Source organism: Halodesulfovibrio sp. (genome assembly GCF_025210605.1).
Taxonomy (GTDB): domain Bacteria; phylum Desulfobacterota; class Desulfovibrionia; order Desulfovibrionales; family Desulfovibrionaceae; genus Halodesulfovibrio.
Genome location: NZ_JAOARI010000032.1, coordinates 175,638 through 201,199 on the forward strand (window position 1 = coordinate 175,638; position 25,562 = coordinate 201,199).

Annotated in this window: 17 protein-coding genes; 4 read left to right on the top strand and 13 right to left on the bottom strand. The window is 42.8% G+C overall.

Features of this window, described 5'->3' with window-relative positions; translation table 11 throughout:
* Positions 1–314: 314 nt before the first annotated feature.
* The 13 genes from N4A56_RS13030 to N4A56_RS13090 form a co-directional block, all read right to left on the bottom strand.
* Positions 315–620 (bottom strand): putative quinol monooxygenase, encoded by a 306-nt coding sequence (locus N4A56_RS13030; protein WP_295547862.1) that lies wholly within the window; start codon positions 618–620, stop codon positions 315–317.
* Positions 621–797: 177 nt separating this feature from the next.
* On the bottom strand, positions 798–4,517 hold the full coding sequence (locus N4A56_RS13035; protein WP_295547865.1) for a type II secretion system protein: 3,720 nt from the start codon (positions 4,515–4,517) through the stop codon (positions 798–800).
* Positions 4,518–4,537: 20 nt separating this feature from the next.
* Entirely contained in the window at positions 4,538–5,059 is a 522-nt protein-coding gene (locus N4A56_RS13040; protein ID WP_295547868.1) for a type II secretion system protein, read from the bottom strand.
* Positions 5,056–5,499, bottom strand: a complete 444-nt coding sequence (locus N4A56_RS13045; protein WP_293669410.1) for a GspH/FimT family protein — start codon at positions 5,497–5,499, stop codon at positions 5,056–5,058. The genes N4A56_RS13040 and N4A56_RS13045 overlap by 4 nt, the downstream gene beginning before the upstream one ends.
* A gap of 145 nt (positions 5,500–5,644) precedes the next feature.
* Entirely contained in the window at positions 5,645–6,121 is a 477-nt protein-coding gene (locus N4A56_RS13050) for a type II secretion system protein (protein ID WP_295547872.1), read from the bottom strand.
* A gap of 190 nt (positions 6,122–6,311) precedes the next feature.
* Positions 6,312–6,908 (bottom strand): type II secretion system protein, encoded by a 597-nt coding sequence (locus N4A56_RS13055; protein ID WP_295547874.1) that lies wholly within the window; start codon positions 6,906–6,908, stop codon positions 6,312–6,314.
* 15 nt (positions 6,909–6,923) lie between these two features.
* A complete protein-coding gene (locus tag N4A56_RS13060) occupies positions 6,924–8,150 on the bottom strand; it encodes a type II secretion system F family protein (protein ID WP_295547876.1) in 1,227 nt (408 codons plus the stop codon).
* Positions 8,151–8,175: 25 nt separating this feature from the next.
* Complete coding sequence (locus N4A56_RS13065; protein ID WP_295547880.1) at positions 8,176–9,885, bottom strand: ATPase, T2SS/T4P/T4SS family; 1,710 nt, start codon at positions 9,883–9,885, stop codon at positions 8,176–8,178.
* Between the two features lie 50 nt (positions 9,886–9,935).
* On the bottom strand, positions 9,936–11,600 hold the full coding sequence (locus tag N4A56_RS13070; protein ID WP_295547883.1) for an AAA family ATPase: 1,665 nt from the start codon (positions 11,598–11,600) through the stop codon (positions 9,936–9,938).
* Between the two features lie 74 nt (positions 11,601–11,674).
* Positions 11,675–13,234: a secretin N-terminal domain-containing protein gene (locus N4A56_RS13075; protein ID WP_293669404.1), complete on the bottom strand. Its 1,560-nt coding sequence runs from the start codon at positions 13,232–13,234 to the stop codon at positions 11,675–11,677.
* 10 nt (positions 13,235–13,244) lie between these two features.
* Positions 13,245–13,775, bottom strand: a complete 531-nt coding sequence (locus N4A56_RS13080; protein WP_295547888.1) for a hypothetical protein — start codon at positions 13,773–13,775, stop codon at positions 13,245–13,247.
* Complete coding sequence (locus N4A56_RS13085; RefSeq protein WP_295547891.1) at positions 13,776–14,312, bottom strand: hypothetical protein; 537 nt, start codon at positions 14,310–14,312, stop codon at positions 13,776–13,778. It abuts the gene before it with no gap.
* On the bottom strand, positions 14,309–16,081 hold the full coding sequence (locus N4A56_RS13090) for a hypothetical protein (protein WP_295547894.1): 1,773 nt from the start codon (positions 16,079–16,081) through the stop codon (positions 14,309–14,311). The genes N4A56_RS13085 and N4A56_RS13090 overlap by 4 nt, the downstream gene beginning before the upstream one ends.
* A 276-nt stretch (positions 16,082–16,357) precedes the next feature.
* Here N4A56_RS13090 and N4A56_RS13095 point away from each other — a divergent pair, with 276 nt between their 5' ends.
* The 4 genes from N4A56_RS13095 to N4A56_RS13110 all read left to right on the top strand — a co-directional run bounded on the left by N4A56_RS13095 (position 16,358) and on the right by N4A56_RS13110 (position 25,542).
* Complete coding sequence (locus tag N4A56_RS13095) at positions 16,358–17,161, top strand: EFR1 family ferrodoxin (protein ID WP_295547896.1); 804 nt, start codon at positions 16,358–16,360, stop codon at positions 17,159–17,161.
* A gap of 241 nt (positions 17,162–17,402) precedes the next feature.
* Complete coding sequence (locus tag N4A56_RS13100) at positions 17,403–21,980, top strand: MG2 domain-containing protein (RefSeq protein WP_295547898.1); 4,578 nt, start codon at positions 17,403–17,405, stop codon at positions 21,978–21,980.
* 21 nt (positions 21,981–22,001) lie between these two features.
* The gene (gene pbpC, locus N4A56_RS13105; RefSeq protein WP_295547901.1) at positions 22,002–24,161 is read left to right on the top strand and encodes a penicillin-binding protein 1C; all 2,160 of its coding nucleotides are present in this window, start codon (positions 22,002–22,004) and stop codon (positions 24,159–24,161) included.
* 187 nt (positions 24,162–24,348) lie between these two features.
* Entirely contained in the window at positions 24,349–25,542 is a 1,194-nt protein-coding gene (locus N4A56_RS13110) for a hypothetical protein (RefSeq protein ID WP_295547903.1), read from the top strand.
* Positions 25,543–25,562: the final 20 nt, after the last annotated feature.

Sequence of the window (25,562 nt, forward strand, 5' to 3'; positions counted from 1 at the left end):
ATGCGCTATAAAGTAATTTTATTAATTAAGCTAAATTCAAAAAATAAATTCAAAATAACAAAAACTTATATTTCTATTAAAACATCATCTTAAAAATTTTATTTTATTTTTAATAAAACAAATAACCATCCAATCGTATTGGAATACTATTCAAAAACTACATTAATACTAAAAGCATTAGTAAAAATCGTGATGTCTTATTTTTATTTGAAAACAAAAAAGCCCCCAAAATGGGGGCTTTTTCAATAGTAATGGAAATATATCAGAATTAAACAGTAGTAATCCTTCAATATCACTCCATCACAAGTCTACTTTTATGCATCTTGAAGAACTTTTAATGCAACATCTTCTACAATATCTGAGACAGCGTTAACATATTCAACCATATGGGGGGCTTTTAAGTGTGCCTCAAGCGCTTCAACAGATTCCCACTTTTCAATAATTGTAACTAGTTGATTATCCACTTGCTGACTATCAAGTGAAGTTGCCACATCGACAGTCGGCACATATTCAATGCATCCATCCTCTTCTAATACGCTGGGAATGTTAGCATTAAAAATAGCTAAAAATTCCTGCAACTTTCCTTCTTTAACCTTAACGGACGCAATAACTCGTATCATTTTGTATCTCCTGATAATCTATAGCCTGAAAAACGCTATAGTATAGTAAAAGCATAGACGTCGCCCAAATCAAACAGGCACACGCTAAGCAGTAAAATCTATCTGGCAATCACCCGTAACATTGTTATTTGGGGCAACAAAAAAACATTGTAATGATAATGCGAGCAGATACAAGGGCTATTTTTCTTGTTGTGCTCCTGGTTGCAATGCATGCGAAGTGATCTCATAAATCTGAATTGAAAAATCGTCGAAGTATGCATATTCATTAGCAGACGATGAATCAAACTTCCCAATACCAAGCGTATTCATACCTACATCAATCCCCACCAGTCCCGCGTCTTCTGCAACCGTAGATACTCCGGCATTCGATAAGGCATAAATGTAGTCACCGTCATCATCGGCAGAAGGAAGCGTAATTTTCACTTGTTTCTGCGCTGGGACGCCATACAGCGCGCCTGTAACCGAATCACCAGAAATTAATTCACTTGAGTAGTTCGTAAACCTTCCCTTTGCCTGCCATATCTTTGGAGATTTATTGCGTTCTTCCCATTGTACCTGCCTGAAATAATCTCCATCTTGTGGCCAAAGAAATGACTTTTCAGATTCACGAACTGGATACGCCTTCCGTCCGATAATTTTAATACTCCCATCTGATTCTGCGTTACCATCAGGAGTCGCGAATGCTGCGGAGACAACAGCGACTTTATCTGTGCCAAGGTACTGATGATAATTCCCTTTAACCTCTGTCAGGGTCACTTGGATTGTCGTCCAGTCCTTCATCCAAAATTTATAGCTGTGATTAGCAGAAAGCCGACCGCAGTCACTCTCCGCTTTCGCATGCTCAATATACTGCACAGGTTTGTCGATTGAGAATCCCGCATCAAGAACTGGCTGCCCTGAAGTCGCATTTATCCACATTCCACCCGCATTGATAGCTCCATGCAACGGAGTCCCCTTCAAATACGGTTCGCCGATCTGACTTGCAGTGCCCCCTGCAAATGGTACAGTTACGTGATTCAGAACATTGTAGATGTCATGAATTTCATAGCCTTCATACGAACTGATATACATAGGGAGGTAATGCATAGCAGGAACTTGGATCAACGCTCCCTGAGCATTGACAGCTATCAAGGTGTCTGTTTCGGCTCCTGCAAATGTCCACACATATTCCGCAAGATAGGTACTCTCTAACTCCCAGCCTGTTGCATTGCCTTCCGAAATATAGCTGATAACTTGATTTTCATACTCTGGCTTGCGCTCATAAAAAGCTGAAATCGAACCAACGTGTTTTATATATTGAGGATACTCCACCATTTCGTCGTTTATGCGTTTATATATTGTTAAAACAACGGGCTGTAGTTCGGCTAACGGGTATTTTGCCAGCATATGCGAATCATCAGACATCCCGCTCACTACCGGCAAGGGGCTTGCCTTATCGCCTGCAAACTCATCCTTACTCCAGAGCATAAGGTACGGAACACCGTTAAACATACTTTTATCTTTCCAGAACCTGTCATCTGCCACATCATCCACGTTATGATCTTTAGCTATTTTATTTTCACCATGCTGCTGAAGAAACGTGTCTGTTATCCCATCCCAGTATAAATCAGGGCGCTTTCCACTGAAGGCTCGTGTGCTCTGCTCCGCCCCTCTATATGAGCAGATAAAGTTAAGCCTCAATGAATTTGAAGTACTGTTACCTTTTTTATTATCAGCGATGTCGAATGAAACCCCTGTTGCCCACGACCCCCAAGTAAACGACGGCGGAATGGGTTGACCAAGCATAGTAGTGTGCACCTGATCGTCATCTCGATTGAATTTTATTTTCGCTTGCATGTCATAAACAACAATATGCTCTGCGGAATCCCATTTCTCTCGAGCTTTCAATGCCTTTTTTACGCCAGCATCCTTTTTCTTTAATGAAACATTTCCCTTCGGCTCCAAGCCTTTTTTTCCTGCAACGGCTACCGTATCCAGCACCACTGCGCCTGTAACTTTCAAAGACTCATCACCATTTTCGTGGCTACCGTCTTCATCTTTAAAATCATCATCAGATGATGGATCAGAAAAATCTGAACTGAACGCTGAATGAAGGATAGAATCTATTTTCATCAATGGCTGGTTGAATACTATTGTCCTGACAACAGGTGCGTACCCCGTCTCTATCATTCCTTTTGATGTAACTTCGATGTGCGGCTGTAAAATAATATCGGTTCCGCTTCCCAGTTCAAGACCACCCGCACCAAAGTCTTCTTTTCCTGCTACAGGCTCCAAACCCGAAAGCGTGCCGGTTTTATAGTCCGCAGTGCGATATGCCACATACCGCGAAATTTTCCCAACTTTTGCAAGCACAACTCCATTCGGAGGGAAAAATTCAATCGCCCGCCCAATAGAAAAAGTCGCATTTTCTTTTCCAAGCCTTGTTATATTGTGCGTTTTAGCTGCAAATAGCAGTTGGTCTTTAGCTGCATATTGCTGTGGTGTTTGAAAATACATCACGAGCCCGCCATCTGGGGTAACACTTACGTTGCCTACTGGCGCAACTACTTCACTGCTCGGGATATACAGCGCAACGTTCCCGGACAGCAAAGCCCCCTGCGTTTTTCTTTCAGGTGGATTCCCTGACGCCGAAGGTAAAAACGATGCAGAAAATGGCGAGATTAAGCCCGAAGGGGTAAACCAGTATTTCCGGACGGAAAGCTCAAATATATTTGAGGACAACGTATCGTCAGCATTTTTAAATTTGAATTTTTTATTATGAATTTGTTCAACGGCAACATCTACCTCGTCATCACCATTGTATACTCGTGCGGCATACACATGCCCTGCATAGCGGATACCGGATTCTGCTAAAAAATATGCTTTAGGAGATAAGGTAAGAGCAAGCGTTGAAAGCGAAGCGCTATTTTGCAGCGGAACCATTCCACTCATAAGCGTCGCCACAAAAACCATTACGCCAATAATACTTACCAAAGCGCTACCTGAAGAGTTTGTGAGAACTTTTGTAGAAACAGAACGGACGATGCGGTTCGCAATAAATGCCAGAAAAGGAATAATCACCAATAACGCAGGGTTCACAGTCCAAAGGAACATGAAACCTGCAAAAGGATACAAAAGCATCTGTGCGCCAAGACATAACAGCGTATTATTGTGAATTGCTGACGCTGCTATTGGACCATAGCGATAATACCAAGTAACAAGCTGACGCCCCCATCCCCAAGGCATCAAACAAGTGTCACGAAATTTTTTCAGTAATAGAACTACGGGAGCCGTGCTATCACCAAAAGCTGCCGTGGCAACAAAACAATTTCCTCCGGTATTTTCTGAATTTTCTACACCAGACAATAGACCTTCAGCAGAAAATTGACCCGCAACGTAGGTGTTTCTAGGGACAAAAGCATTGGTGAATGTAATTGTACTGTCACCCGCTTCCATTTCCAGCGAAACAACAACTCGTGCCAAATCTTCGATAGGCGAAGCAGAACTCCACTCTGCGCCATCCCCCTGTTTGTATGCGACATTAAAGGCAGCTAAATCATCCTGAACGGGAAATCTTCCCGTAGCGAACGTACCGTCGCCAGAGGTTGTTATTGTTGTCCAAAGTTTTTTTTCTTTTGCTGAGTATGCAAGACTCTCAGTCACAATATCGCTGTCTCGCCTATATGTAACACTGAGTTCAGTTGCAGAGGCTTTTTCAAGGGTAGTCAAATTTGTAAGCATCTTGCTTAACCGTGCCATCGTCATTTGCCCTTTAAGCGTCGATGTGGCTACGTCATGAGTAAAAAAATAGCCCCGCATGGCATCAGACAGCCCGACGCCTACAACTGACGCCAGAAACCCCATTAGTGCCAGAGTTAAAATTATTTCAATCAGAGTAAAGCCATGTTGTTTTTTCATGTATGTCCTCTCACTACAGACTAGGGAGCTGCAAATAATGATCGCAGCTGTACATGGCTATTGCTGTCATACGGAAAAAGAACAACTTCCAGCAACGCAACGTCGGTACTTGACGGATGCCCGTTGCAAGATGTCAGTGGTACTTCTGTAGGAACCAGAGAAAAATAAGTACCTCCAAATGCAGGCTTCACAAATCTGACGGACGATCGATACGCACCATAATTCGTTTCAGCATCCGCATCTTCAGGGAGAATACGCACAGCAAGCTCGCAAAGAGGATTTTTTTCTTCCAGAGCCAAAGAAGCGTAGTCGAGCGTTATGTTTTCCATAACCTGACGTAACATATACATTTGCTGCGTTTGAATCACAGGAGACATACTGCTTTCCACCATTCTGCTACCAAATAAAGCCAGCATTGACCCCATAAATCCTAGAATTACCAACGTCAGCACAGCTTCAACCAACGTAAAGCCGCCTTCTTTTTTTGTATTGAGTCGAAAAAGAGAATAGCCCTTGCGTTCCAAACACATTTTTTCCCTCATTCTATAAACCCCGTTGCGGCATTAATAACAACTTTCCGGCTCTCTTCTGAATCACTCAACGTAATGGTGAACGCTGATGTAAGCGGAGAGTCCTGCCCTTCTCCCTTGTAAGGCGTCCCCCAACTATCGAAGGAAATAGAAAAGGGGGTGACGGTTATAGATTCATCAAGGAGGTATGGCATTCCCCCACCGGGAAGAGGAAGTGTCGATGCAGAAGAGGTGCGAAACATTACATAGGAGTGCCGTGAATCACTGCGAATACCGTACTGTTCACCATAGGAAAGCGAACGCATCTGTGCATAACGGATATGGCTCCGTAAAATTGAATAAGCGCTGTACAACTGCTGATGATTGGACTGTATGCGAGGGGCTGCTGTAAAAGCCAGAATTCCTATGAGAAAAAGGACAACAACAACCTCCAGCAAAGAAAATGCGCGCATCGGTTGCTCCTGTTTTTTAGACTGGATAATTGATACTGTTCAAAGCTCAAAAAAAATCTGTAACGATGCTCCCGCATTACACGGGAGCGTCGTTACAGATATACCATTACTTATTCGCTAAAAACATGATTAGCGTAATGCGCGACTAGTTACCGGAATTACCGCCACCAGAGGCATTAGTGGTGTCTTGACCTGCAAGCTCGGAAATAGTCAATTCTTTGGAAACTGGCTCTTCATTACCGTCTTTATCACGTCCAACAATTGCGGTAGAAGCGTTGCAGTTTGTGGTGCCATCTTCACAAGCGTAAACCGTGATATCGTCACCAGCAACTTTATAGCCTACTACGTAATCACCAAGATCATGACTCTTAGCCAAACCTGTTAAATCTTTTGCTGCAGGCACGTCACCTGCATTACGCAACATGTACGCCATTACTTCATGTTGTGCCATACTAACACCAGAAGCCACAGCTGCTCGTGCAGCAGAAGTTTTAGCATCTTCAGTTAAGTTCATGAATTTTGGAATCGCATATGCAGACATAATTGCTATTACAATCATTACTGCAATAAGTTCAACCATTGTAAAACCACCTTCACGAGAACCATTCTTTGCTAATATCATACTATACTCTCCCAATTTACTGCACATTCATCTTTAAACAAAATTAAGCATGTATGTAGACCATAACGCACAATTTTGTAGATAAACTATACAGCTTATATTAGTTCTGTATCATACAAACACAAGTCACATTGTAGCATGACAAACGGAAAATGAATATTTCTTTTCAAAAGAAACGTTAAAAATATATTTACCGCGAAAAGAAAGAATTAATCCAGTTCCATATTGACCATCTACGACTTGATCTATTACCATTTTCTCGTGAGTTACTTTCTGAATCGTCATTTATAGAGTCTTCTGAATCTTCTATAACAGTGTTACTACCTTCATCAGTTAAAAAGTCACTCTCACCGTAGCCAGCAAGTTCAGAAATTGTCATTTCTTTTATAGCAAATTCCGCAAGCCTCTCTGGGGTCCGATCAACAATCGCGTTGGTGTAATCACAACGGGGGACATCCTCCTCACACGCATATATAATGACGAAGTCATCTTCGACATCAAAGCCGACAATATAGTTTCCGATGTCGTGATAATCTGTAAGTCCTGATAAATCTTCAGCTGTAGGCAGCGCACCGCCATTTCGTAGCATGTGCCCCATAACTTCGTGATGTGCCATAGTGATGCCTGAAGCAATCGCCATTTTTGCCGCAGCAAATCGTGCATCATTGGTAAGGTTCATAAACTTAGGGATGGCATATGCCGATAGTACACTTACAACAATCATCACCGCTATAAGTTCAATCATCGTAAAGCCTAACTCATACTTCTTCAGAGTTATCTTTTTCATAGTGTCTCCCGCAAGTTACTGCGCCCCCATAACGGTATTCATTTCCCACATCGGAAGGAACACCGCCATGGCGAAAAAGCCGATCATACCAGCCATACATGCAATCAAAAATGGACCTAATAATTCAGTCATTCGGGAAATAGCATGGGCTACTTCATAGTCATAATGTGCTGTTATTTCATTTAACATTTTGCCGAGCTGACCTGTTTCCTCACCAATGCTAATCATGTTGACCACCATCGGAGTAAAAAATTTTGATTGTCGCAACGGCGCTGAAAGCCCACTACCCTGCTGCAATCGTTCCTTAACAATCTTTAATTCATGCGAAACCACAGCGTTATCGACAGCTTCTTCTAAAATATCTATTGCTTGCAAAACAGTTACTCCGCTGGACTGGAGAATCGCAAATATCGATGTAAATCGAGCCATTAGGTTTTTTTTGATAACAACGCCAATTGCCGGAATATGTAGCAAAAGCCAGTCCTTACAATACTGTCCATGTGCTGTGCGCAGCCACGCATACACAACCACAAAAGTACCTAACAATAAGGCTCCAACAATATACCACCATGTGGTAATCAAATGATGCAGCGTCATGCAAAATTGAGTCTGCCAAGGCAAATCGATTTTGCTTTTTTCAAACATGGATGCAAACTGCGGAATAATAAATGTTACCAGCGAAAAGAATGCTACGACCAGCGAACTGAATACAATTACAGGGTAACTGAGTGCAGATTTAACATCCTTCTTCACCTTCCCTTCATGCACAAGCACCTGCACCAACCGATCAAAAACTTCATCGAGATTACCGCTAACTTCTCCGGCATTCACCATAGATATGTACAAGCTGCTAAACATATTCGAATGCTTTGCCATCGCTGCACTTAGGGCAGCTCCTCCTCGAACATCTTCCGCCATTTGAAGAATTATTTTTTTTAACTTCTTCGATTCTGTTTGCTGCTCAAGAATTTCCAGTGACCGTAAAATAGGAATTCCTGCGCTGAACATCGTTCTGAACTGTTTTGAAAACAACACAAGCTCAGTCAGCTTAACCTTGCCCAAACGTTTTTCAACGGAGGCAATAAATACAGCAAACCCGCTTTCCGCAGGTAGCACAGAACTAACAAGCACTTTACCCTGATCGTAAATAATCGCTTGAGCTTCATCGACAGATGCAGCTGAAAGTGTCTCAGTAATTTGCTCTCCTGCTTTAGTCATGGCGGTGTATCGATAAACGGGCATAACCGACTCCAACACTTCTACAATGTTACATTAAAACTGCGAAAGCAGCCTCTTCGAGGGAGGTTATTCCGCTGCAAACTTTTTCAAAGACATCTACTTTCATTGTTCTATGTCCCATACTGGAAATCGCCATTTTTATTATATCCAGGGAGGTTCCGCCGCTCATAATAATCTCTCGAATGGGGTCGGTTATTTCAAGAACCTCAAAAAAGCCTACACGCCCTGCGTATCCCGAATGAAAACAATCTGGACATCCGACTGCTTTTTTGAAAACTGCGTCTTCGGGAACATCAAGCCCCCATCGTTCTAGAACATTTTGCGAAGGAATATATTGCTCTGCACATTTACAAAGCCTACGGGCAAGGCGTTGTCCGATGCATACTTGCAATACCGATGAAACCAAGAAAGGCTCCACTCCCATATCAACAAATCGTGTCGGAACCCCTGCGGCATCGTTGGTATGGACAGTTGAAAATACAAGGTGACCAGTTAATGCTGCCTGCATTGCGATGGAAGCAGTTTCACCATCCCTGATTTCACCAACCAGCACAGTATCAGGGTCTTGTCTCAAAATAGATCGCAGACCACTGGCAAATGTCATCCCAGCCTTTGTATTCAGCTGAATCTGGCGCAAGCCCGGTACACGATATTCAATAGGGTCTTCTAGTGTAATAATATTTGTATCGGGAGTATTAAGGATGCGAAGCATAGAATAGAGACTTGTTGACTTACCGCTACCCGTAGGTCCCGAAGATAGCACCATCCCGTATGGTAATTTGAGCAAACGTTCTATTTTAGCAAGTTCGGAAGCGGCAAAACCAAGCTGCTGTAATGTTATTCCTCCTGTGCTTTGATCGAGCAGGCGCATAACAATATTTTCACCGTAAATAGTTGGCAGAGTTGATACGCGAATACTTACTTCGCGTTCGCCCACGCGTATGGAAAACCTTCCATCCTGTGGAACAAGGCTTGAGGAAATATCCAGCCCTGCCATAATTTTTATTCGGGAAACAATAAGACCAAAGACATTCCGTGGAGGTGGTGGGACTTCACGCAATTTGCCATCAACACGAAACCGGAGCTGTATGTAATTTTTCTCCGGTCCTATGTGAATATCACTGGCTTTTTCCTGAACAGCACGAACTAAAATAGAGTTTACAAGATGGACAATCGGCGCTTCATCAGATTCTTCAACATTAAAGTTATCGGACGATTCTGCTGAAGATTCTTCCGGTTTCTCTTCATCATCAACAACCACTTCTTCAGTTAATTCCTGAATGTCTGAGGATGCCCCGTTTCCATAGTACACAGCAGAAAAAAGCTTTCTGTACTCTTCCGTACTACAAAGCACAGGTTCGACCCTGAAGCCACTGCTCAACTCCAGTGAGTCGAATTTTTCATACAACCACGGCGTGGTAGTTGCGACTGTAAGAATTCGGTGCATGTGCTGAATTTGAATTGGGACGACATTGAGAGTCTTACTCTGTTCAGAGTTAATGGTATCAGTCACTTCAATGTCTATGACATGCTTTTGCGGATTGTACCGAGGGATGGAAAATTTTTGGGAAATAAGAGCGAGAAAAGCCTCTTCGTCTATCACTTTGTCTTTAATAAGCTGATCGGATAATGGAAGATTTGTTGATTCCTGCTTTTCAATAGCAGAATCAATATCTTTCTGTGTCACAAACCCTGTCTGCACTAATGCTTTACTAAGACGTTTATCGCCTGACGACATATGCACCTCTAAACCGGTTTAAGATACCCAGTTTAGCAGGTACTAAGAGGTTATAGTATATTAGTGTAAATATTTTCTGAATTCGGGGCAGGAATAATAAACAGCTCACGCTGCAATGTGTTGGATACCTTATTCATCGCCTGCTGAGCAGCAGCGCGGGTTGGATACAATGATTGCATTGCTACGCAAAATTGCAATCCAGACTCCGAACTCCATTGGTAATACAATCTGAACTCTGGGGCTTTGTGTTTAATCTTTTTTAAAACATCCAATGCATTTTGGAGAACGACCTCTTCCGCAGCCACCACAATAAATTGTAAGGCTTCCTGTGAAGGGGGCAGTAAGTTGCGAACCGGAAATTTTATGCGAGTCCCTGCTGGAATATTGTTCGGGTCAAATAACTGAGGGTTTGCATCGAGCACGTCATGCAGCAGTTTTGCTGAATAGTCCCCATACACCAATCTAATTAAATACGAAATTGAAGCATGACGAGGAACGCTTGCCTCCCCCAATAAGGCTGGACGTTGTTTTTCAGCACTCTGCTTTTGAACATCATTCGCTATACTCTTGGCGGCGGTATGGGGAGTAATTTCAACAGGTAAAGGATTCTCGATTTTTGCGCGATATCCGAGCACAACCTCGGAAGATTTTTTTTCATCTGCCGCCAATACAGTATGTTTTTGAGAAGATACAATTATCTCAGGCGTGTTGCCGACCATTTTCGTTCTCGCAATATGTAAAATATCTTCAGAAACTTCTGAGACAAGCCTTAACCCTTTTTCTTTATATTGCTGTATTACTCCAGTAGAGAAAGCGATAGGAAATATAATAAGGAGAGAGGCGCAAGCAGCTGTAGCACTTCGCCGATTGAAAATAGACGTTATTCGCTGCCCCAAAACAGCCCGTAGCCCTTTTCTATTTTTACCTATAGCTTCGATGACTGTAGCTTTAGACACCTTCATTTCTTTTGTTATGGCGAGAAATAGCATTACCTCATGACAGATCGCTATAATTCTTCGAGGGTAGCCTTTTGAGAGCCTATGTATATAGCTTGTTGCAGCGGGTGAAAACTGTGGGTACGCTGCCGAAGAGGCTACTTTCCGCAACCTGAAATGGATACATTTATCCGTATCTTTTTTAGAAAATGGGGTTAACACGAATGCCTTATTGATCCTGTCACGCAAATTAGGCATTGAATCTAGCGTTGCTGAAAACTCAGGCTGTCCAAATAAAACAATTTGTAAAAGCTTTTTGTCATTTGTTTCATAATTCAAAAGCTCTCGCAGTACTTCTAGCTGGTCTTTGCTTAACTTCTGTGCTTCATCAATCACCAATACTAAGTTTTTATTTTCATTGATTGCTTTTGAAAACACATATCGTTTTAAAATCTCTTTCAGCTTGCGATCATCTAAAGAAGCATTTGGTTCATTGCCTATAAAAAGAACATACAACTCTCGTAGAAAGCTAGTAACGGAATCAAAACCGGGGTCAAGCATCAAGTAACTAATGATATCGGATCTACTATTTAACCCATTAAGCAACGCACGGCATAAAATAGTTTTCCCGACTCCAATACCGCCTGTCACAACATGCAAGCCACGTTGTAAGCGCACGCCTATTTGCAACCACCGCAAACAATTTTTTACTTGAGCGGAAGGGTACAGCATCCTGTGATCTGGAGATGTCGAAAAAGGCTCTGCACCAAGCTGTAACAACCGATAATATTCCATTTACAATCTCCTTAGCTCTACATCTGCCAAGTCATCCCCACCATAACAGTTCTGCAATATCATTTTTTTAGTGCTTCATCCCGCGCCCGAAGTTTCTCTTCAATCTCTTCAAGAGTTACCTGTTCTTCGCACGGGCACCACTGCGGCAGGATTGTCGGACGAATAAATATTAAATATTCTTCCATATGATCTAGATCGTCCTGACCGGCAAAAACCCGCCCAAGTCCCGGAACTTGATTCAGGTACGGGATACTTTGTCTTCTTCGCCCTTCCTTACTCTTAGAAAGACCTGTAATAACAACAGTTTCACCATTACGAACGATAAGAGTAGTTTCAGTGTGTTTACGAATAATAAACGGATTTCCGCGTACTGTTCGTGTTGTATCTACTTCGTCTTTTTTTATAAAAATTTGCAGACGCAATGTTTGGTCATCAATAATATGGGGAGTAATCTCAAGACGCAGTACCGCATCTTGGAATTGTACATTAATCCCCTCGTTTGCAGATGACGATTCATACGGTACTCGCTCACCGCTTTCGGTAAAGGCGAGCTGGTTATCCAGTGTTGTAATTGACGGACTTGATATGATGTTAATTTTACGATTGTCTTCCAGCGCCTTGAGCTGCATTTCAAGATAGTTTCCGGCAATATTACCACCAATGACAGCCAGCGATGTGTTCGGCTGTGAACTAAAGAAGCTTGTCATATCCGTAATCAGCCCTCTTCCTCCAACCCCGCGACCAAGATCAGGTTGTAATGGAGAGCCACCGCCGCCAATTTGCACATCTTTGTCCAGATAAAAACCACCCCACTGCGTACCTAATTCGCGGGCTGTATCTTTTGTTGCTTCAATAATATGTGCTTGGAGTCGTACCTGCTTGCGTGGTCTATCCAGCACATCAACAAGCTTTCTAACTCGGTCGAGATCGGAACTGATTCCCCGAACGAGCACAGTATTGGTATGCTCATTTATCTCGACAGTTCCACGACTTTTTCCGTCTTCTTCCTCTGTTAATAAGTTTTCTAAATTTTCTTTTAAATCAATCGCATTTGCGTATTTAATATGCAAAACACTTGTCTGAAGCGGCTCAACAAGCAATTCTTGCAGCGATTCTTCTCTACTTTTATTTTTGAGCGTTTTTATTGTAACGCTTTTTTGCATATCGTCGAGTGTAACAACGCGTAAAATCTTACCTTCCCATGCATAGGAAAGTGCGTTATTTTTAAGTAACCCTTTAAATACCTGATCCCAGCGTTGATTTACCACATCTACGCTGGATGTGCCCTTCACTGCTGGACTAAGAAGTATTGGTTGATTCACACTCCGCCCAAGCGCGTCGAGCACTCCGGTTATCGGAGCATTATACAGCTTAAGGGTGATTCGCTCACACGGTAGCGCCCGCATTTGTTCGCGATGCATTTCCTCCAGCCGGTGCTCTTTAAAAACTTTCTCTTTTCTTCGAGGGTGACGTTCGACAGGTGTGGCAGAGTGCCCTTCATTTTCTTCTGCCAATATTTGCCACTTCTCCATAAACCGGTCTATCTCACCCAGTTCATCTTTAGGGGCGCATCCGGTCACAGCAACAATCATGCACAATAAAAGTAAAATTTGCCGCATAGCACTCCCTTTATGGTTCCTGAGGAGCTATATCATTTGACGTCATCACCGCTTCGCTCTGTATTGGAATAACAATTACCCCGTCTGACTCTATGTATGGATTTATATTTCTAAGTGAAACACTCACAGGACTACATGCAACTATTTGTAATGTTGTACCATCCACAATTTCACCCTTTACATACTGTCTTCCGTTGAGAACTACATAGAGTCTATTCTTCTTCTGAATGTAGCCGTAGTAGACAACATCAACCTTTGGTAGCTCCTTATGACCTTGTTCTTTTTTTGTCTTAGGCTGCAATAGCACAGGGTTCAGAAATGGATTACGTTCCCAAGGAGTTAGTGCGCCTTTTATATGCCATATAAGAGCATCTGGAAGCTTGCCTTGCTTTAATGATTCATTAATTGTTTTTATAGCTTTTTCGGTTTTCACATGAGGCATTGCTGTCATGTCTTGTTGCATGAAATAATAATCGCTTCCCATCAATAGTAATAGAAGCGCAATAGTCAGCCAAAATATATGTTTTTTAGTCAACTTCATTTATTCACCAACAGTAAAACGAAGCTTTAACGTACAGGAAACACCTTTTTCCAACGAAACCACATCCATTTCATCAACACCGTATAGAGTTGAAAGCGTTCCTATCTTCAATAAAAAAGGCTGAAGCTGAATGTAGGTTCCTAGCACGGTACATCCGATAGCAAAGGTATCGCCACCACGACGAAATGAATCTGGGAAAGGGGTCACCTTTATATCCTCTAGTCCAGTTTGTTGTCCCATTGCGTCAAGCTGTTCAACAAGTTCCAACACATTAATTGTTTTCTTTCGTGACAATTTAGGTAGAGGGGTTCCTTTCGGCGCAATATTTTGCTTCTCTAGAATTATTTCTTTAAATACAGGCTGCAACAGCTCCTGCTCGACAACCTCATACTCCAATTTTTTATATTGAGCGGCTACACCGTCATGCTCAAACCACATTGGTAGATTGCCTAGCCCCATGATAGTGGCGAGAGCTGTAATCAGCGCAATAAAAATTATTCGTTTATGTGTAAGAATGCCGAATATAATTTTTTTCACGCTTCTTCGCCCTCGCCCACATGAAACTGCAACGTAAACCGCAAAATTCTTCGCTGCTGGTCGATCTCTTTAATTTCCTTGCTCGTCACTGCGGGCATAGAAAAAACACTGCTTTGCCCTATCTTAGCAACAAACATAGACAACGCGGCATTAAACTGAAATTCATCGCCAAGCACGACGCCTTCAACTATAACCGTACCCTCCGGTACTGGAGCTTTTATGCGCTCTTCATCTGCCTGTTTGGTATGCAAGGCTCCTTCAGGACATATGTAGTGCACCCGTATCAACTTAATATTATCTGCCGGAAGCTTATTGAGCGAAGTCAGTAGCGCTGCTGGCATGAGTGTATATCCAAGCCGCTTAGCATGCTTACGGATGGAAAGAAGGTCTTCTGTTAAGTACTCCACCATCGCTAACGAGACAGAAGGTGAATATGTACTGTATTGCGCTTCTAGCTTTTGTATCTCTTGCTCCATCTGGTACGTATCTGCATACTGCCAGCTAACCACAACCAGTTGAATGAACAGCAAACATGTAACCAACAGCATTGTGCCTAGAGAAAAAATATCTGCTACATATTGTTTATCGCGCGCTGCAAAATCATATAGCAGGTTAACATCATGCTTCTTTATACTCAGCACAGCACCAAAGTGTGACGCAAAGGCAGCATCATGCCGTGTAGCATCCATACTGCTTGTCGGAAGAAACTCAGGAGGAAGGGCAACCAGAGGCAGCACCGTGCTTCCTGTTTTTTCAGACAGGAACTTCAAAAAATGCTGATCCCAGCTATAGTCTCCTGAAATATATACACGTTGTGGAATTGAAATATTCAAATCATCAAGGAGCACTATGGCGCGTTCAATTTGTCCTTCAAATCGGGAAGCCACAGGCGAAACAGCAGAAAAAATTTCTTTTTCATATCCTGCATATGCGCTGACAAGCTCCGGCATGAATACCGTATTACCCTCGTTTTCAAATTGTGTTCCTGACAGTTCGTCAACAAAATTCTGTGATCCAATTTTTAAAATACGGCTAAAGCAAACTTCTCGATTCTCGAACCCCAGCACAACAGAATATTTTTTTTCAATATGCACCAGAAGCAAACTGCTCAGTGATTCACTATCCTGCTCAGGAACAGCAGAAATAAGGTTGGAAAGACAGGTAGAAGCAAGCACGACGCCCTGAAGTTTTATGCCTGTTGCTGCGTACCATTCTGTCCACAATTCGATGTCAGATCTAGGGACTACGGTCACGAGTACCGAGAGTTGATTTCCAGGAGCTGAAACTCGCTTTCGCACCCGAAAATCAATAAAATGTGTTTCTTCATCAACGTCTTTAAGCTCTTTTTTCAGCGTCCAAAACACAGCAGTTGAAAGCTGGCTATGACGTAACTTAGGAACCGTTAGTACGGTTTGATATACCGAATCAGAACGAACCAGCCCAACAAGTTCAACCTTCCGGCATACGGCGGTGCTTTGTCGTATTATATCGCGCAGGACAGCAGGAAAGTCCTCTGTCTCTTCTGCTGGCTGAGACAAAGGTACTGTGACATATTCATATCTGCCCATATGAACATATTTTTCACGTGCTAATATGGTGATGGTTGCATCGCGAACATCAACGTACAATGTCGCATTCGTAAAGGATATCGAAGACACCTGACGACCTTGCGACAGTTTGTCATCTCCACGCTCCCATGCAGCACTTTCCGTTTTTTTTCGCAACAAATTTAGCAACAAATCTGTAGACGACTTGCTCTCATCAGGCATTCAGTTCTTCCCCTGTCCTTTCCTCCCCCGAAAAGAACATAACTTGCTATAAGTATAGAACAACTGAAGCATCATAATATTATATTGATACTTATTTTACCTGACGTTTACTCCCACCTTGGACTACAACGCTATTCAGAAGAAGTGCCTCTTTCAAAAAAAGTGTGCCGACAACAAATCAACAATGTACCATTATAAAAACAAAAAAAACACTCAATTAGGGTTAACATGGCACGGTATCAGTCCTATAATCCCTGCCTCCAAGGAGGAGTTATTATGAATATTCAATCACTCAAACTCGCGTGCTTTTCCCCTACCGGAACATCATTATCAATTCTCGAAGCGATCAAGCAGGGAATGCATATTGAAAAAACTGAAATCATCAATGCGACGCGAAGCGATCAAAGAAAGCAATCATTACTGGCAGCCTCAAACGATCTGCTTGTTATCGCAATGCCTGTATACAGTGGGCGACTCCCTGTTGTAGCAGAACAATGGCTTCAGCAAATGTCGCTTGATAATACGCCGACAGTTTGCGTTGTTGTATACGGAAACCGTGAATATGATGACGCACTTCTCGAGCTTAAAAATATTGTACAGCAACGCGGCGGTGTCCCTGTTGCAGGAGCAACATTTATCGGTGAGCATTCTTTTTCAACAGACAGCACCCCGATTGCAGTTTCACGCCCTGACTCAACAGACTTAGGACAAGCGCGTGCTTTTGGTGAACAAATACAATCAATTATCGATTCATTCGACGCTGTACCAGTAGATAAAAAGCTCAATGTACCGGGAAATCTTCCATACAAGGCAATCGGTAAAGGGGGTGCACTAGATTTCATCGATATCAGCACTGCCTGTACCCTGTGCGGTCAATGCGCCTCTGTATGTCCTGTAGATGCAATCACCATCTCTGATTCCGTAACAATGGACTTAGAAAACTGTATTCACTGCTGCGCTTGCATTAAAGCATGCCCAGTACATGCCAGAACAATGAAAGAAGGTGCTCTTATGGATGCAGCAAAACGATTAAGCACCATGTGCAATGAACCGAAAAAGCCTACATTCTTTTTTGCATAGTCTTGCTTTACTGTGAGATACAATAAGGCTCTCAAAATGTACTGAGAGCCTTTCTTTATGCAAATGGACTACCTTTTTCATATTCAGAAAAACAATAACTACCTTCAAAAATTCACAATTACCCTCCAAAACTACAGTAAACTTACATTTGACAATATATAAAGAGAGAAGATAATCAGCCGATCTTATATCTACCATTATCACAATATTTTGCTAATTCTTTCTCTCAGGATTGTTCGACATGGTTATCCACACGCCCCGCTCTACCTTATTCTTCACAGTAGCTCTTTTCTTTCTTCTCGCTTTTACGCTACCTGCCACAACTACCGCTTCTAACAATGCATCGCGATTTGATGTGAAAATTATAGGAAATGGTCCTTTAGTTCCTCGCAGCGCCAATCAAGCAATTCCTATTACCTTTAAGAATCTAGAAGCAGTCGATATAGAGATTTTAAAAGTAACGAATCCCCGTGCCTTTTTGAAAAGCTACTATCTATCCGACGCGTTGAGAGAATATTCACTTGATTACATGCAGAATAATTTCGAAAGTGTATTTTCTGACCGTTATCACCTTCCTGAAGGAAAAAAAGATCAAATAACCCCAGCACAACTCCCCATTCCCAAAAGCCTTGCTTCTGGGTGGTACATTGTGGTGATAAAAGCACCGGGTACTTTCACTAAAGCTGAAATACGACATATGCTGTTAACAGACATAGGCATTCAGCTTAGAAGTTACAAAGAACAAACAGGCGTATACGTAACTCGACTTTCTACAGGCGAAGCGCTGCCAAATATGAACGTTACTGTGGCACGCGAGTCAGCCCCCCTTACTGCTGTAACAGATGAAGATGGTTGGGCTATGGTGTCTGATAAAATTGAACAATACGATGTTGTTATTGTTCAATCCGCTGACGAATCTGAATATGCCATCTTACCAAAGCGAGAAATCCCTCTCGATTTGTCAGAATATTCAATCGGCGGAAGAAAATACCAAGCATATGAAGCATATATTTACAGCAACCGCGATCTGCTAAGACCGGGCGGCTCACTTCCCATTAACATTCTTCTTAGGAATGAAGACGGATGCGCCATTGCGGATACATCAGCATCGTTGCAAATTTTGAATCCATACGGGGATGTTGTTTCAACTAAAAAGCTTTCTTCTGATCGTGCCGGTTATTGTGCAACCACGGTCAATACAGCTGCCGATTGGCTTACTGGGCGCTACACTGCTCGGCTCTCTTTATTTGAAGGTGAGGTAATTGCTGGTGAAATGAAATTTCAGGTAGAAGAATTTGTGCCTGAAAGAATGGATTTAGTTATTACTGACAACAAAAAATGGGTTCCGGTCGGTGAAGAAAATATTTTCAACCTCACAGGACGGTACCTTTTCGGGTCACCCGCAGCAGGAAATGAGCTGTCAACAACAGTAGTAACAACCCCTGTTCGTCATTTTTCCGTTGGTGCATATAAAGACTACTATGTAGGCGAACCGTTCTCCCTTTCTAACGCACAGAGGCTTTCAGAGTTTAACCGCAAGCTTTCGGAGCAAGGCGAGTTGGCATTCCCTGTCGCTAGCCCCAAAGCAACCGAAGTGGAGTACAAAAGTCCGGTTAACGTTACAGTTAATTTTAGTCTCAAAGAATCTGGTGGGGCTGCGGTACAAAGGAACCGGTCATTTAACAGTTGGAAAAAACAAAATATTCCTGCAATCCTACCTGCCGCAAAAACTTTTTCCTATAACAGCATGGCAGAATTCGATATTGCTTTGCTTTCTCCAAATGGTCAGCAGCTTGAAAAAGGCGAGTTGGATGTCGAACTGTTTTACGACGACGGCCCTTACTACTGGACATACGAAGAAGGTATTGGCTGGAAACGTCAAGCTCAAGAAAGATGGAAATCTGTAGCAAAACAATTAATGACTATTACGGAAAAGCCCGAGCGATTGGCTCTCCCTGTACGTTGGGGGGACTATCGTCTTGTTGTTACTGATAAAAAAACCGGCATAAGCTCGTCTTGCTCATTTTATGCAGGATGGAATCAAAATAGCTCACGCCTTAAAACTAAGCCTGACTTCCTGACTATCACTCCTGATAAGAAAAGTTATATGGCAGGCGAGCCACTCAAGGTAGCAGTTGCATCGCCACTCAAGGGGACACTGCTGCTTACTGTTGAAACAAGTGACAAGGTTCTCTGGAAGCATTCCCAGTCTGTTGCAAAAGAAAATGTTGCAGTAGAGATACCGCTTTCTATGGACAAACTCTCCCGCCACGACATTTATATAACAGGTACAATAACAGGCGTAAAAGATACAACGCCACGTCGCTATTTTGGAGTTCAGCATGTAAAGCTGGACCGTTCAGAAAAACAACTCGGCATCTCAATAAGCCTACCTGAACGAATAGAGCCTATGACCAAATTAACCCTCCCGGTCAGCGTATCTGGCGTGGAGAAGGCTCAATTAAAAAACACATGGGTAACAGCATCTATTGTAGACAAGGGGATCATCAACCTGAGCCGATTTAAGCCGCAAGACCCGCATGCATTTTTATTCGGTCAACGCCGCTACATGACAGATATTCAGGACTTATTTTCAAGGCAGTACGATAACCGCCCCAACCCGTTCGCACGCTCTCGCTTCGGTAGTGACAACAACATGTTGACTCAAAATAAAAATGACAACCTTGTTGAAAGCAAGACCGTTATCTTAATGTCAAAAGCCGTTCAATTAATTGATGGCAAAGCGCAAATAGAGTTCGACATTCCTGACTATAACGGTGAAGGGCAGATAATTGTTACTGCGTACAACGGAACACAAGTCGGTCAGCTTGTAACAGATTCGACCATCACTTCACCAGTCGTTGTTGAATTAAGCATGCCACGCTTTTTTGTTCCAACCGATACCTCTACAGTTACTATCGATTTATTCAATAACAGTGGCAAAAAACAACTCTGCAATCTTAACCTACACTCAAGCTCTAACCTTACGTTAGAAACAAATCTATTACCTGAAAAACTGGAACTCAACGATGGTGAGCACTGGACAAAAAGTATTCCTGTGCATGTCCATAATGAGATGACATCAAAGTCATCATCACTTTCCGTCCAGCTTTCTACTGAAGAGTTTTCATTTGATCGTTCTTGGCGAGTTCCTGTGAAGGCACTTGAACCCCCGATCACTAAAAGCGTAACAGGCTACCTGCTTGAAGGCGATAGTTACAGTGTTCCTGCAAGCCTTTGGAGGGGGCTAAAAAAAGCGACAGAACGAGAAGGGACTATTCACATCAGCACTACGCCAACGTTAAGCATAAAAGAACATGCTGAACATTTATTTCGCTACCCTTACGGATGTGCAGAACAAACAACCAGTAAAGCATGGCCATTTTTATTGCAGCACAGTGTTCTTGAGCCACTTAAACAAAAGGTAATTGCTGAAAAACATGGGGTAAAAGATTCGCGTGATGTAATCGCTGCTGCAATCGCACGGCTGAGCACTATGCAAAAAACAAATGGCGGCTTTGGTCTTTGGGATAGCGAAAGCTCAGAAGCCCCTTGGCTTACTGCCTATGTTAGTGACTTTTTACTTGAAGCGGACAAATTATACCCAAACACTGTGCCGGAACCTATGCTTCGTAAGGCTCTAAATAGATTACAAGATTATGTTGCAGACAGTAGCGTCGTTAGAAATCTGGAGCACCATGCAGATGATTCAGCAGTCGCAACTGCATATGCTGCCTATGTTTTGAGTCAACAAGGAAAAATCCGTTACAGCGCACTACAGCAGCTTAGGTCTAACTATCCTACGGCGTTATCAAAACTTCATTACGCATATGCCTGTGTTAAAGTGGGCGAATCTTCTGAAACAATACAGAAGCTCTTTAGCGAGTTCTTAGAGCGCCCGATTCGCCCTAAAGAGTATATTCATGACTATGGCTCTGACATTCGCGACCTTGCTTGCGCTGTTCGTATTATGAACAACTTCGAAAGCTATCCTCAACTTACGAGGCAAGCATCGTTGTTACAAAAAGAATTATTATCGCAGTTGCAAAGAAAATTACTTTCACGACGCTGGTTCAGCACACAAGAACAGGTTACTTTATTGCAAGCCGCAATTATCAGCAAAAATGAACAGCAAAAACAAAACATCAATATTGTCATCAACGGAACTCCAGTAAACAAACAGGGGAATATCACGATACCGCTGTCTGAAGACCTCAATATTGAAAACACATCAGATGAAGCATTGTATCTGCAAGTAATGGCGAAAGGATATCTTGATATCGCTCCTTCTTCTAAGCTCAACATTACTCGCTATAACACCATCAACCTTCAATCACTGCGGCATTTTTCAGCAAAGCTGAATAGTTCTTCAACAGAGCAACGGTTGTCAGAATGGTTGGATGGCAAAGATTTGGAGCAGGAACCTCTAAACAACTCGTTTAACGTTGGAGATCGTGTTCTCGTTGTTCTGGAAACAACATTAGGTGAAGAGATACTAAAAGATGCACTGTTAGTGAGTGGCATTCCGGCTGGATTCGTTTTAGAAAATCCAAACCTGAACCAAGGAATTCCATTGCAGGACAATTTGCCTAAAGAAATTATTAAACGACTCTCTCAACCAAATCACGTTGAATATCGTAATGATCGATTTGTCGTATCTGATACAATGCAAGGTTATGCTTACAGATACGCATACGTACTACGAGCAGAAGTGCCGGGAAAATATGCTGTGCCGCCTGTTTTCTTGGAATCTATGTACAATCCGGAAAGACGTTATCTGCAATGGCAACAGCCAACGCGAGTCACAATTAAAAAATAAATACCAGTTACGGATTATTCTTTGAATCTACACCATAAACGCATCAGTGCAGTCGTATTGTCAACGGCTGTGCTGATGCTTCTTTGCATTGCCGTTCTTAATGCTGTCTGCCCGCTTCCAAAAATTTACAAAGATGGTCCTTCAACGGTTGTCACATCCAACGACGGACGCATTCTGCGATCTTTTGGAAACGCCAAAGGTGTCCATCGCTACCAAACCGCAGTGAGCAATGTCTCTCCTTTTTATATTACGGCGTTGCTAGACTATGAAGATCGATATTTTTACTACCACCCTGGAATCAATATCTTTTCTTTACTGCGTGCTGGCTACCAGTGGGCTATCAATGGCAAGATTATTTCTGGCGGTTCAACAATTACAATGCAAGTTGCGCGGCTCATTGAACCGCATCCACGTACTATTCTTGGAAAATTACGGCAAATCTGGCGGGCTGTTCAACTTGAATGGTATTTTTCAAAGAATGAAATTCTCACAATGTATCTCAACTTAGCCCCCTTTGGAGGAAATATAGAAGGGGTCGAGGCAGCAGCACGACATTTGTTTAGCAAGCCAGCAAAGTCTTTGAACAAAAATGAAGCTGCCCTGCTCGTGGTACTTCCTCAAAAGCCATCAGCCTATCGACCGGATCGACACCCCACCCTCGCTAAAAAAATGCGAAATAAAGTACTCCGCCGTCTTAATGCACGGCGCATCCTTAGTACCCAAGAAACTAACCTGCTAACAGATGAAGATATCTTTCTTGCACAGCCTTCTGGCAAGGCTCTCGCTCCTTTGCTTAGCCGCTTGCTTAAACATCAATTTCCTGAACACCATGTTATCCAAACAACAATTGACTATGACCTTCAATTGCGACTGACAAAGTTGCTTTCGCGCACGGCGGATAAGCTTCCTCCCAAAACATCCGCTGCTGCCCTTGTTATAAATAACAAACAAGGCAATGTGCTTGCCTATCAGGGCGCTATTGATTTTTTCGACGCTGACCGTTTTGGGCATGTAGATATGGTACGAGCAATCCGCTCTCCCGGCTCTACGTTAAAGCCGTTCATATATGGTCTTGGCTTCGATCAAGGAGTTATCCATACCGAAAGCTTGTTAAGCGACATTCCTACATCGTTTGGAGATTATAAACCACAAAACCTGAATCGGCGCTTTATCGGAGCAGTCAGCGCAAGCACAGCGCTCAAAAAATCACTCAATGTGCCCGCAATTCAAGTGCTTAACAGTATTACACCTGAGGCTTTTGACACTCGTCTCAAAGAAGCCAACATTCACTTACGGCATAAAAAATCCAACCTTTCAGTTGGACTTGGCGGTACCGGAACCTCCCTGTGGGAATTGGCAAAAATGTATCGCTCATTGGCGGCAACAGGAAATGTTAGCGATTTACATGTTATTCCATCATCAACCGAACAAGCTACACGTCCGCTTCTTTCAGAACAAAGCAGCTGGATGGTTTTTTCTATTCTTAGCTCCATTAGCGCACCGGATAGAATTATACCCTCAACACGTCGTAAAATTGCGTGGAAAACAGGTACCAGCTATGGCTACCGAGATTTTTGGTCAATCGGCGTCAGTCCAGATTACACAGTAGCTGTTTGGGTTGGCAGACCGGACGCCACCCCATTGATTGGCTTTTTAGGAGCAACGCTAGCTGCGCCAGTCATGTTTGATATTTTTGACTTGCTACCACGAGATACCCATAACCTTCGAATGCCTGACGGTGTAGAAAAAACACGTATATGCTGGCCTGGAGGACGCGCATTTTCAGCAACAGCGCCTAGCCTCTGCCAAACACAAAAATACGCCTATACCATTCGAGGCATCACTCCACCTACCCTGCAAAGCTCTGGATATTTTGTCACAACAGATTCACTTCCGGATTTATTAAGGGAGTGGCAAAGACAACAACAGATAGTAACAGCACATGATAATGCGCCTTCTAAATTAGCGATAATAGGCATACGAACTGGGCAGCACTATTTTCAGGATCAAATTACCAGCATCTCGCTATCTACCAATCAACATTCGCAACCCGTCAAATGGTACGTGAATTATGCACCAATCCACAATGCCACATTTGATATAAACAAATACTTAGGGGAAACAGCAGTCACAGCTTGCATCAAAGATACATGTGTTACTGAAACGGTTTATATACATTAGTCTACCCAAAAGGACAGAAGCGCAGGACGCACACTCAACTCCGCTGCAACATATCTCACCCAATAGCAACAGTTGATTTTTGCAACTCGCGCTTGCTGTTCCCCCTGTCAGTTGTGTTACACTTTTACGATTTCGATTGTAACATCATTACTCACACCGCTAAGGTTGAGATTCTAGCGAGGTAGACATGCTAACAGCGGCTTTGCTTGCAATGGGCTTTCTGCTCTCCCCCAGAGCCTTTATGATTTCTGGAAGTGGCATAGGGCTGGCTGGGAACTGGTATTTTTTAATCGTCGCGCTTCTTTTCACAACTCACCTCGTCACCATTCCACAGCAAACAGTCAGCAATGAAAAACAATATTCTGATGCACTGAAATCGTTTGGATATAGCGTGCGCTTTTTTACGTTAGCATTTTTTGCCTGTTCGATACTGGGAATAGCTGGCTATGCATTTAACGAAGTTTTCGTATATTGGTTTCCCAACTTTCTTTTCAGCTTTATCATACTGGCATGCTCGTTTTTAACCGCTATTCTTCCTGCCAGCAAAGCGCAAAAGCTCCAACTAGCCTCAATCATTCTAGTGCTAATAGGAATCACGGTGCTATCTCTTGCAGCACTGTGGGCTACACCTCCGAACGCGAACTCGCCCGACTTTTTTGCACCGTATGGAGCCTCCCCCTTCTCAGATGGACTTTTGTTAATGGCGCCCCTCTTGATTGGCTATGAACTCTATACGCCACCGTCTAGCAGCAACCGAACATCTCGAAAATCCTATACGTTAGCCTTAGGACTGACGGTAGTGTTTCTCTCCATATTTTCTTACGCCTCACTGTGTGTTTCTGGTACAGAAAAATTAGCAGACTCGACTGTGCCGTATATGATCGGGGCAAGAAAGATTTTAGGTCAAACTGGACGATACGTTATGGGAGCCATCATAATTTTGGGGAGTTACGCCGCATTTACGAGTACTTTGCTATTTCTTAAAAAACCTTTCGATAAATTCATAGATTCCTCACCTTCAACTAAAAAAGCCAATAACCGTCTCAGTAAAAAAATTATTGCAGCTGCTATTCCCACCCTTACAGTCAGTGTGCTGCTACTCCGAGGATATGCTGGGGAGCCGATTACTGAATCATATATTGCCGGAGGGTTCTCGCTTTGGTTTCTGTTCTATGGGTTGTCAGCAGCAGGCTCCATAAGAAATACACATTCTCTCTTACAAAAAGTAGGAACGTCTTTCGGCATACTTTCGTGCTTCTACCTTGCCTACGTCGTTTTGCAGTTACCTGAATCTCCAGTAAAAGGGCTCAGTGCGGCAATTGGCTTCACCCTTGCCATCGCAGTCTTGACATTCTGTGGCAGGAAAAGGTTGTTACCCTAAAAAAATATGGTACAATTACT

Coding starts and splice junctions, on each gene's coding strand:
- N4A56_RS13030 (WP_295547862.1), bottom strand. CDS start 620: ATGATACGAGTTATTGCGTCCGTTAAGGTTAAAGAAGGAAAGTTGCAG.
- N4A56_RS13035 (WP_295547865.1), bottom strand. CDS start 4,517: ATGAAAAAACAACATGGCTTTACTCTGATTGAAATAATTTTAACTCTG.
- N4A56_RS13040 (WP_295547868.1), bottom strand. CDS start 5,059: ATGAGGGAAAAAATGTGTTTGGAACGCAAGGGCTATTCTCTTTTTCGA.
- N4A56_RS13045 (WP_293669410.1), bottom strand. CDS start 5,499: ATGCGCGCATTTTCTTTGCTGGAGGTTGTTGTTGTCCTTTTTCTCATA.
- N4A56_RS13050 (WP_295547872.1), bottom strand. CDS start 6,121: ATGATATTAGCAAAGAATGGTTCTCGTGAAGGTGGTTTTACAATGGTT.
- N4A56_RS13055 (WP_295547874.1), bottom strand. CDS start 6,908: ATGAAAAAGATAACTCTGAAGAAGTATGAGTTAGGCTTTACGATGATT.
- N4A56_RS13060 (WP_295547876.1), bottom strand. CDS start 8,150: ATGCCCGTTTATCGATACACCGCCATGACTAAAGCAGGAGAGCAAATT.
- N4A56_RS13065 (WP_295547880.1), bottom strand. CDS start 9,885: ATGTCGTCAGGCGATAAACGTCTTAGTAAAGCATTAGTGCAGACAGGG.
- N4A56_RS13075 (WP_293669404.1), bottom strand. CDS start 13,234: ATGCGGCAAATTTTACTTTTATTGTGCATGATTGTTGCTGTGACCGGA.
- N4A56_RS13080 (WP_295547888.1), bottom strand. CDS start 13,775: ATGAAGTTGACTAAAAAACATATATTTTGGCTGACTATTGCGCTTCTA.
- N4A56_RS13090 (WP_295547894.1), bottom strand. CDS start 16,081: ATGCCTGATGAGAGCAAGTCGTCTACAGATTTGTTGCTAAATTTGTTG.
- N4A56_RS13095 (WP_295547896.1), top strand. CDS start 16,358: ATGAATATTCAATCACTCAAACTCGCGTGCTTTTCCCCTACCGGAACA.
- N4A56_RS13100 (WP_295547898.1), top strand. CDS start 17,403: ATGGTTATCCACACGCCCCGCTCTACCTTATTCTTCACAGTAGCTCTT.
- N4A56_RS13110 (WP_295547903.1), top strand. CDS start 24,349: ATGCTAACAGCGGCTTTGCTTGCAATGGGCTTTCTGCTCTCCCCCAGA.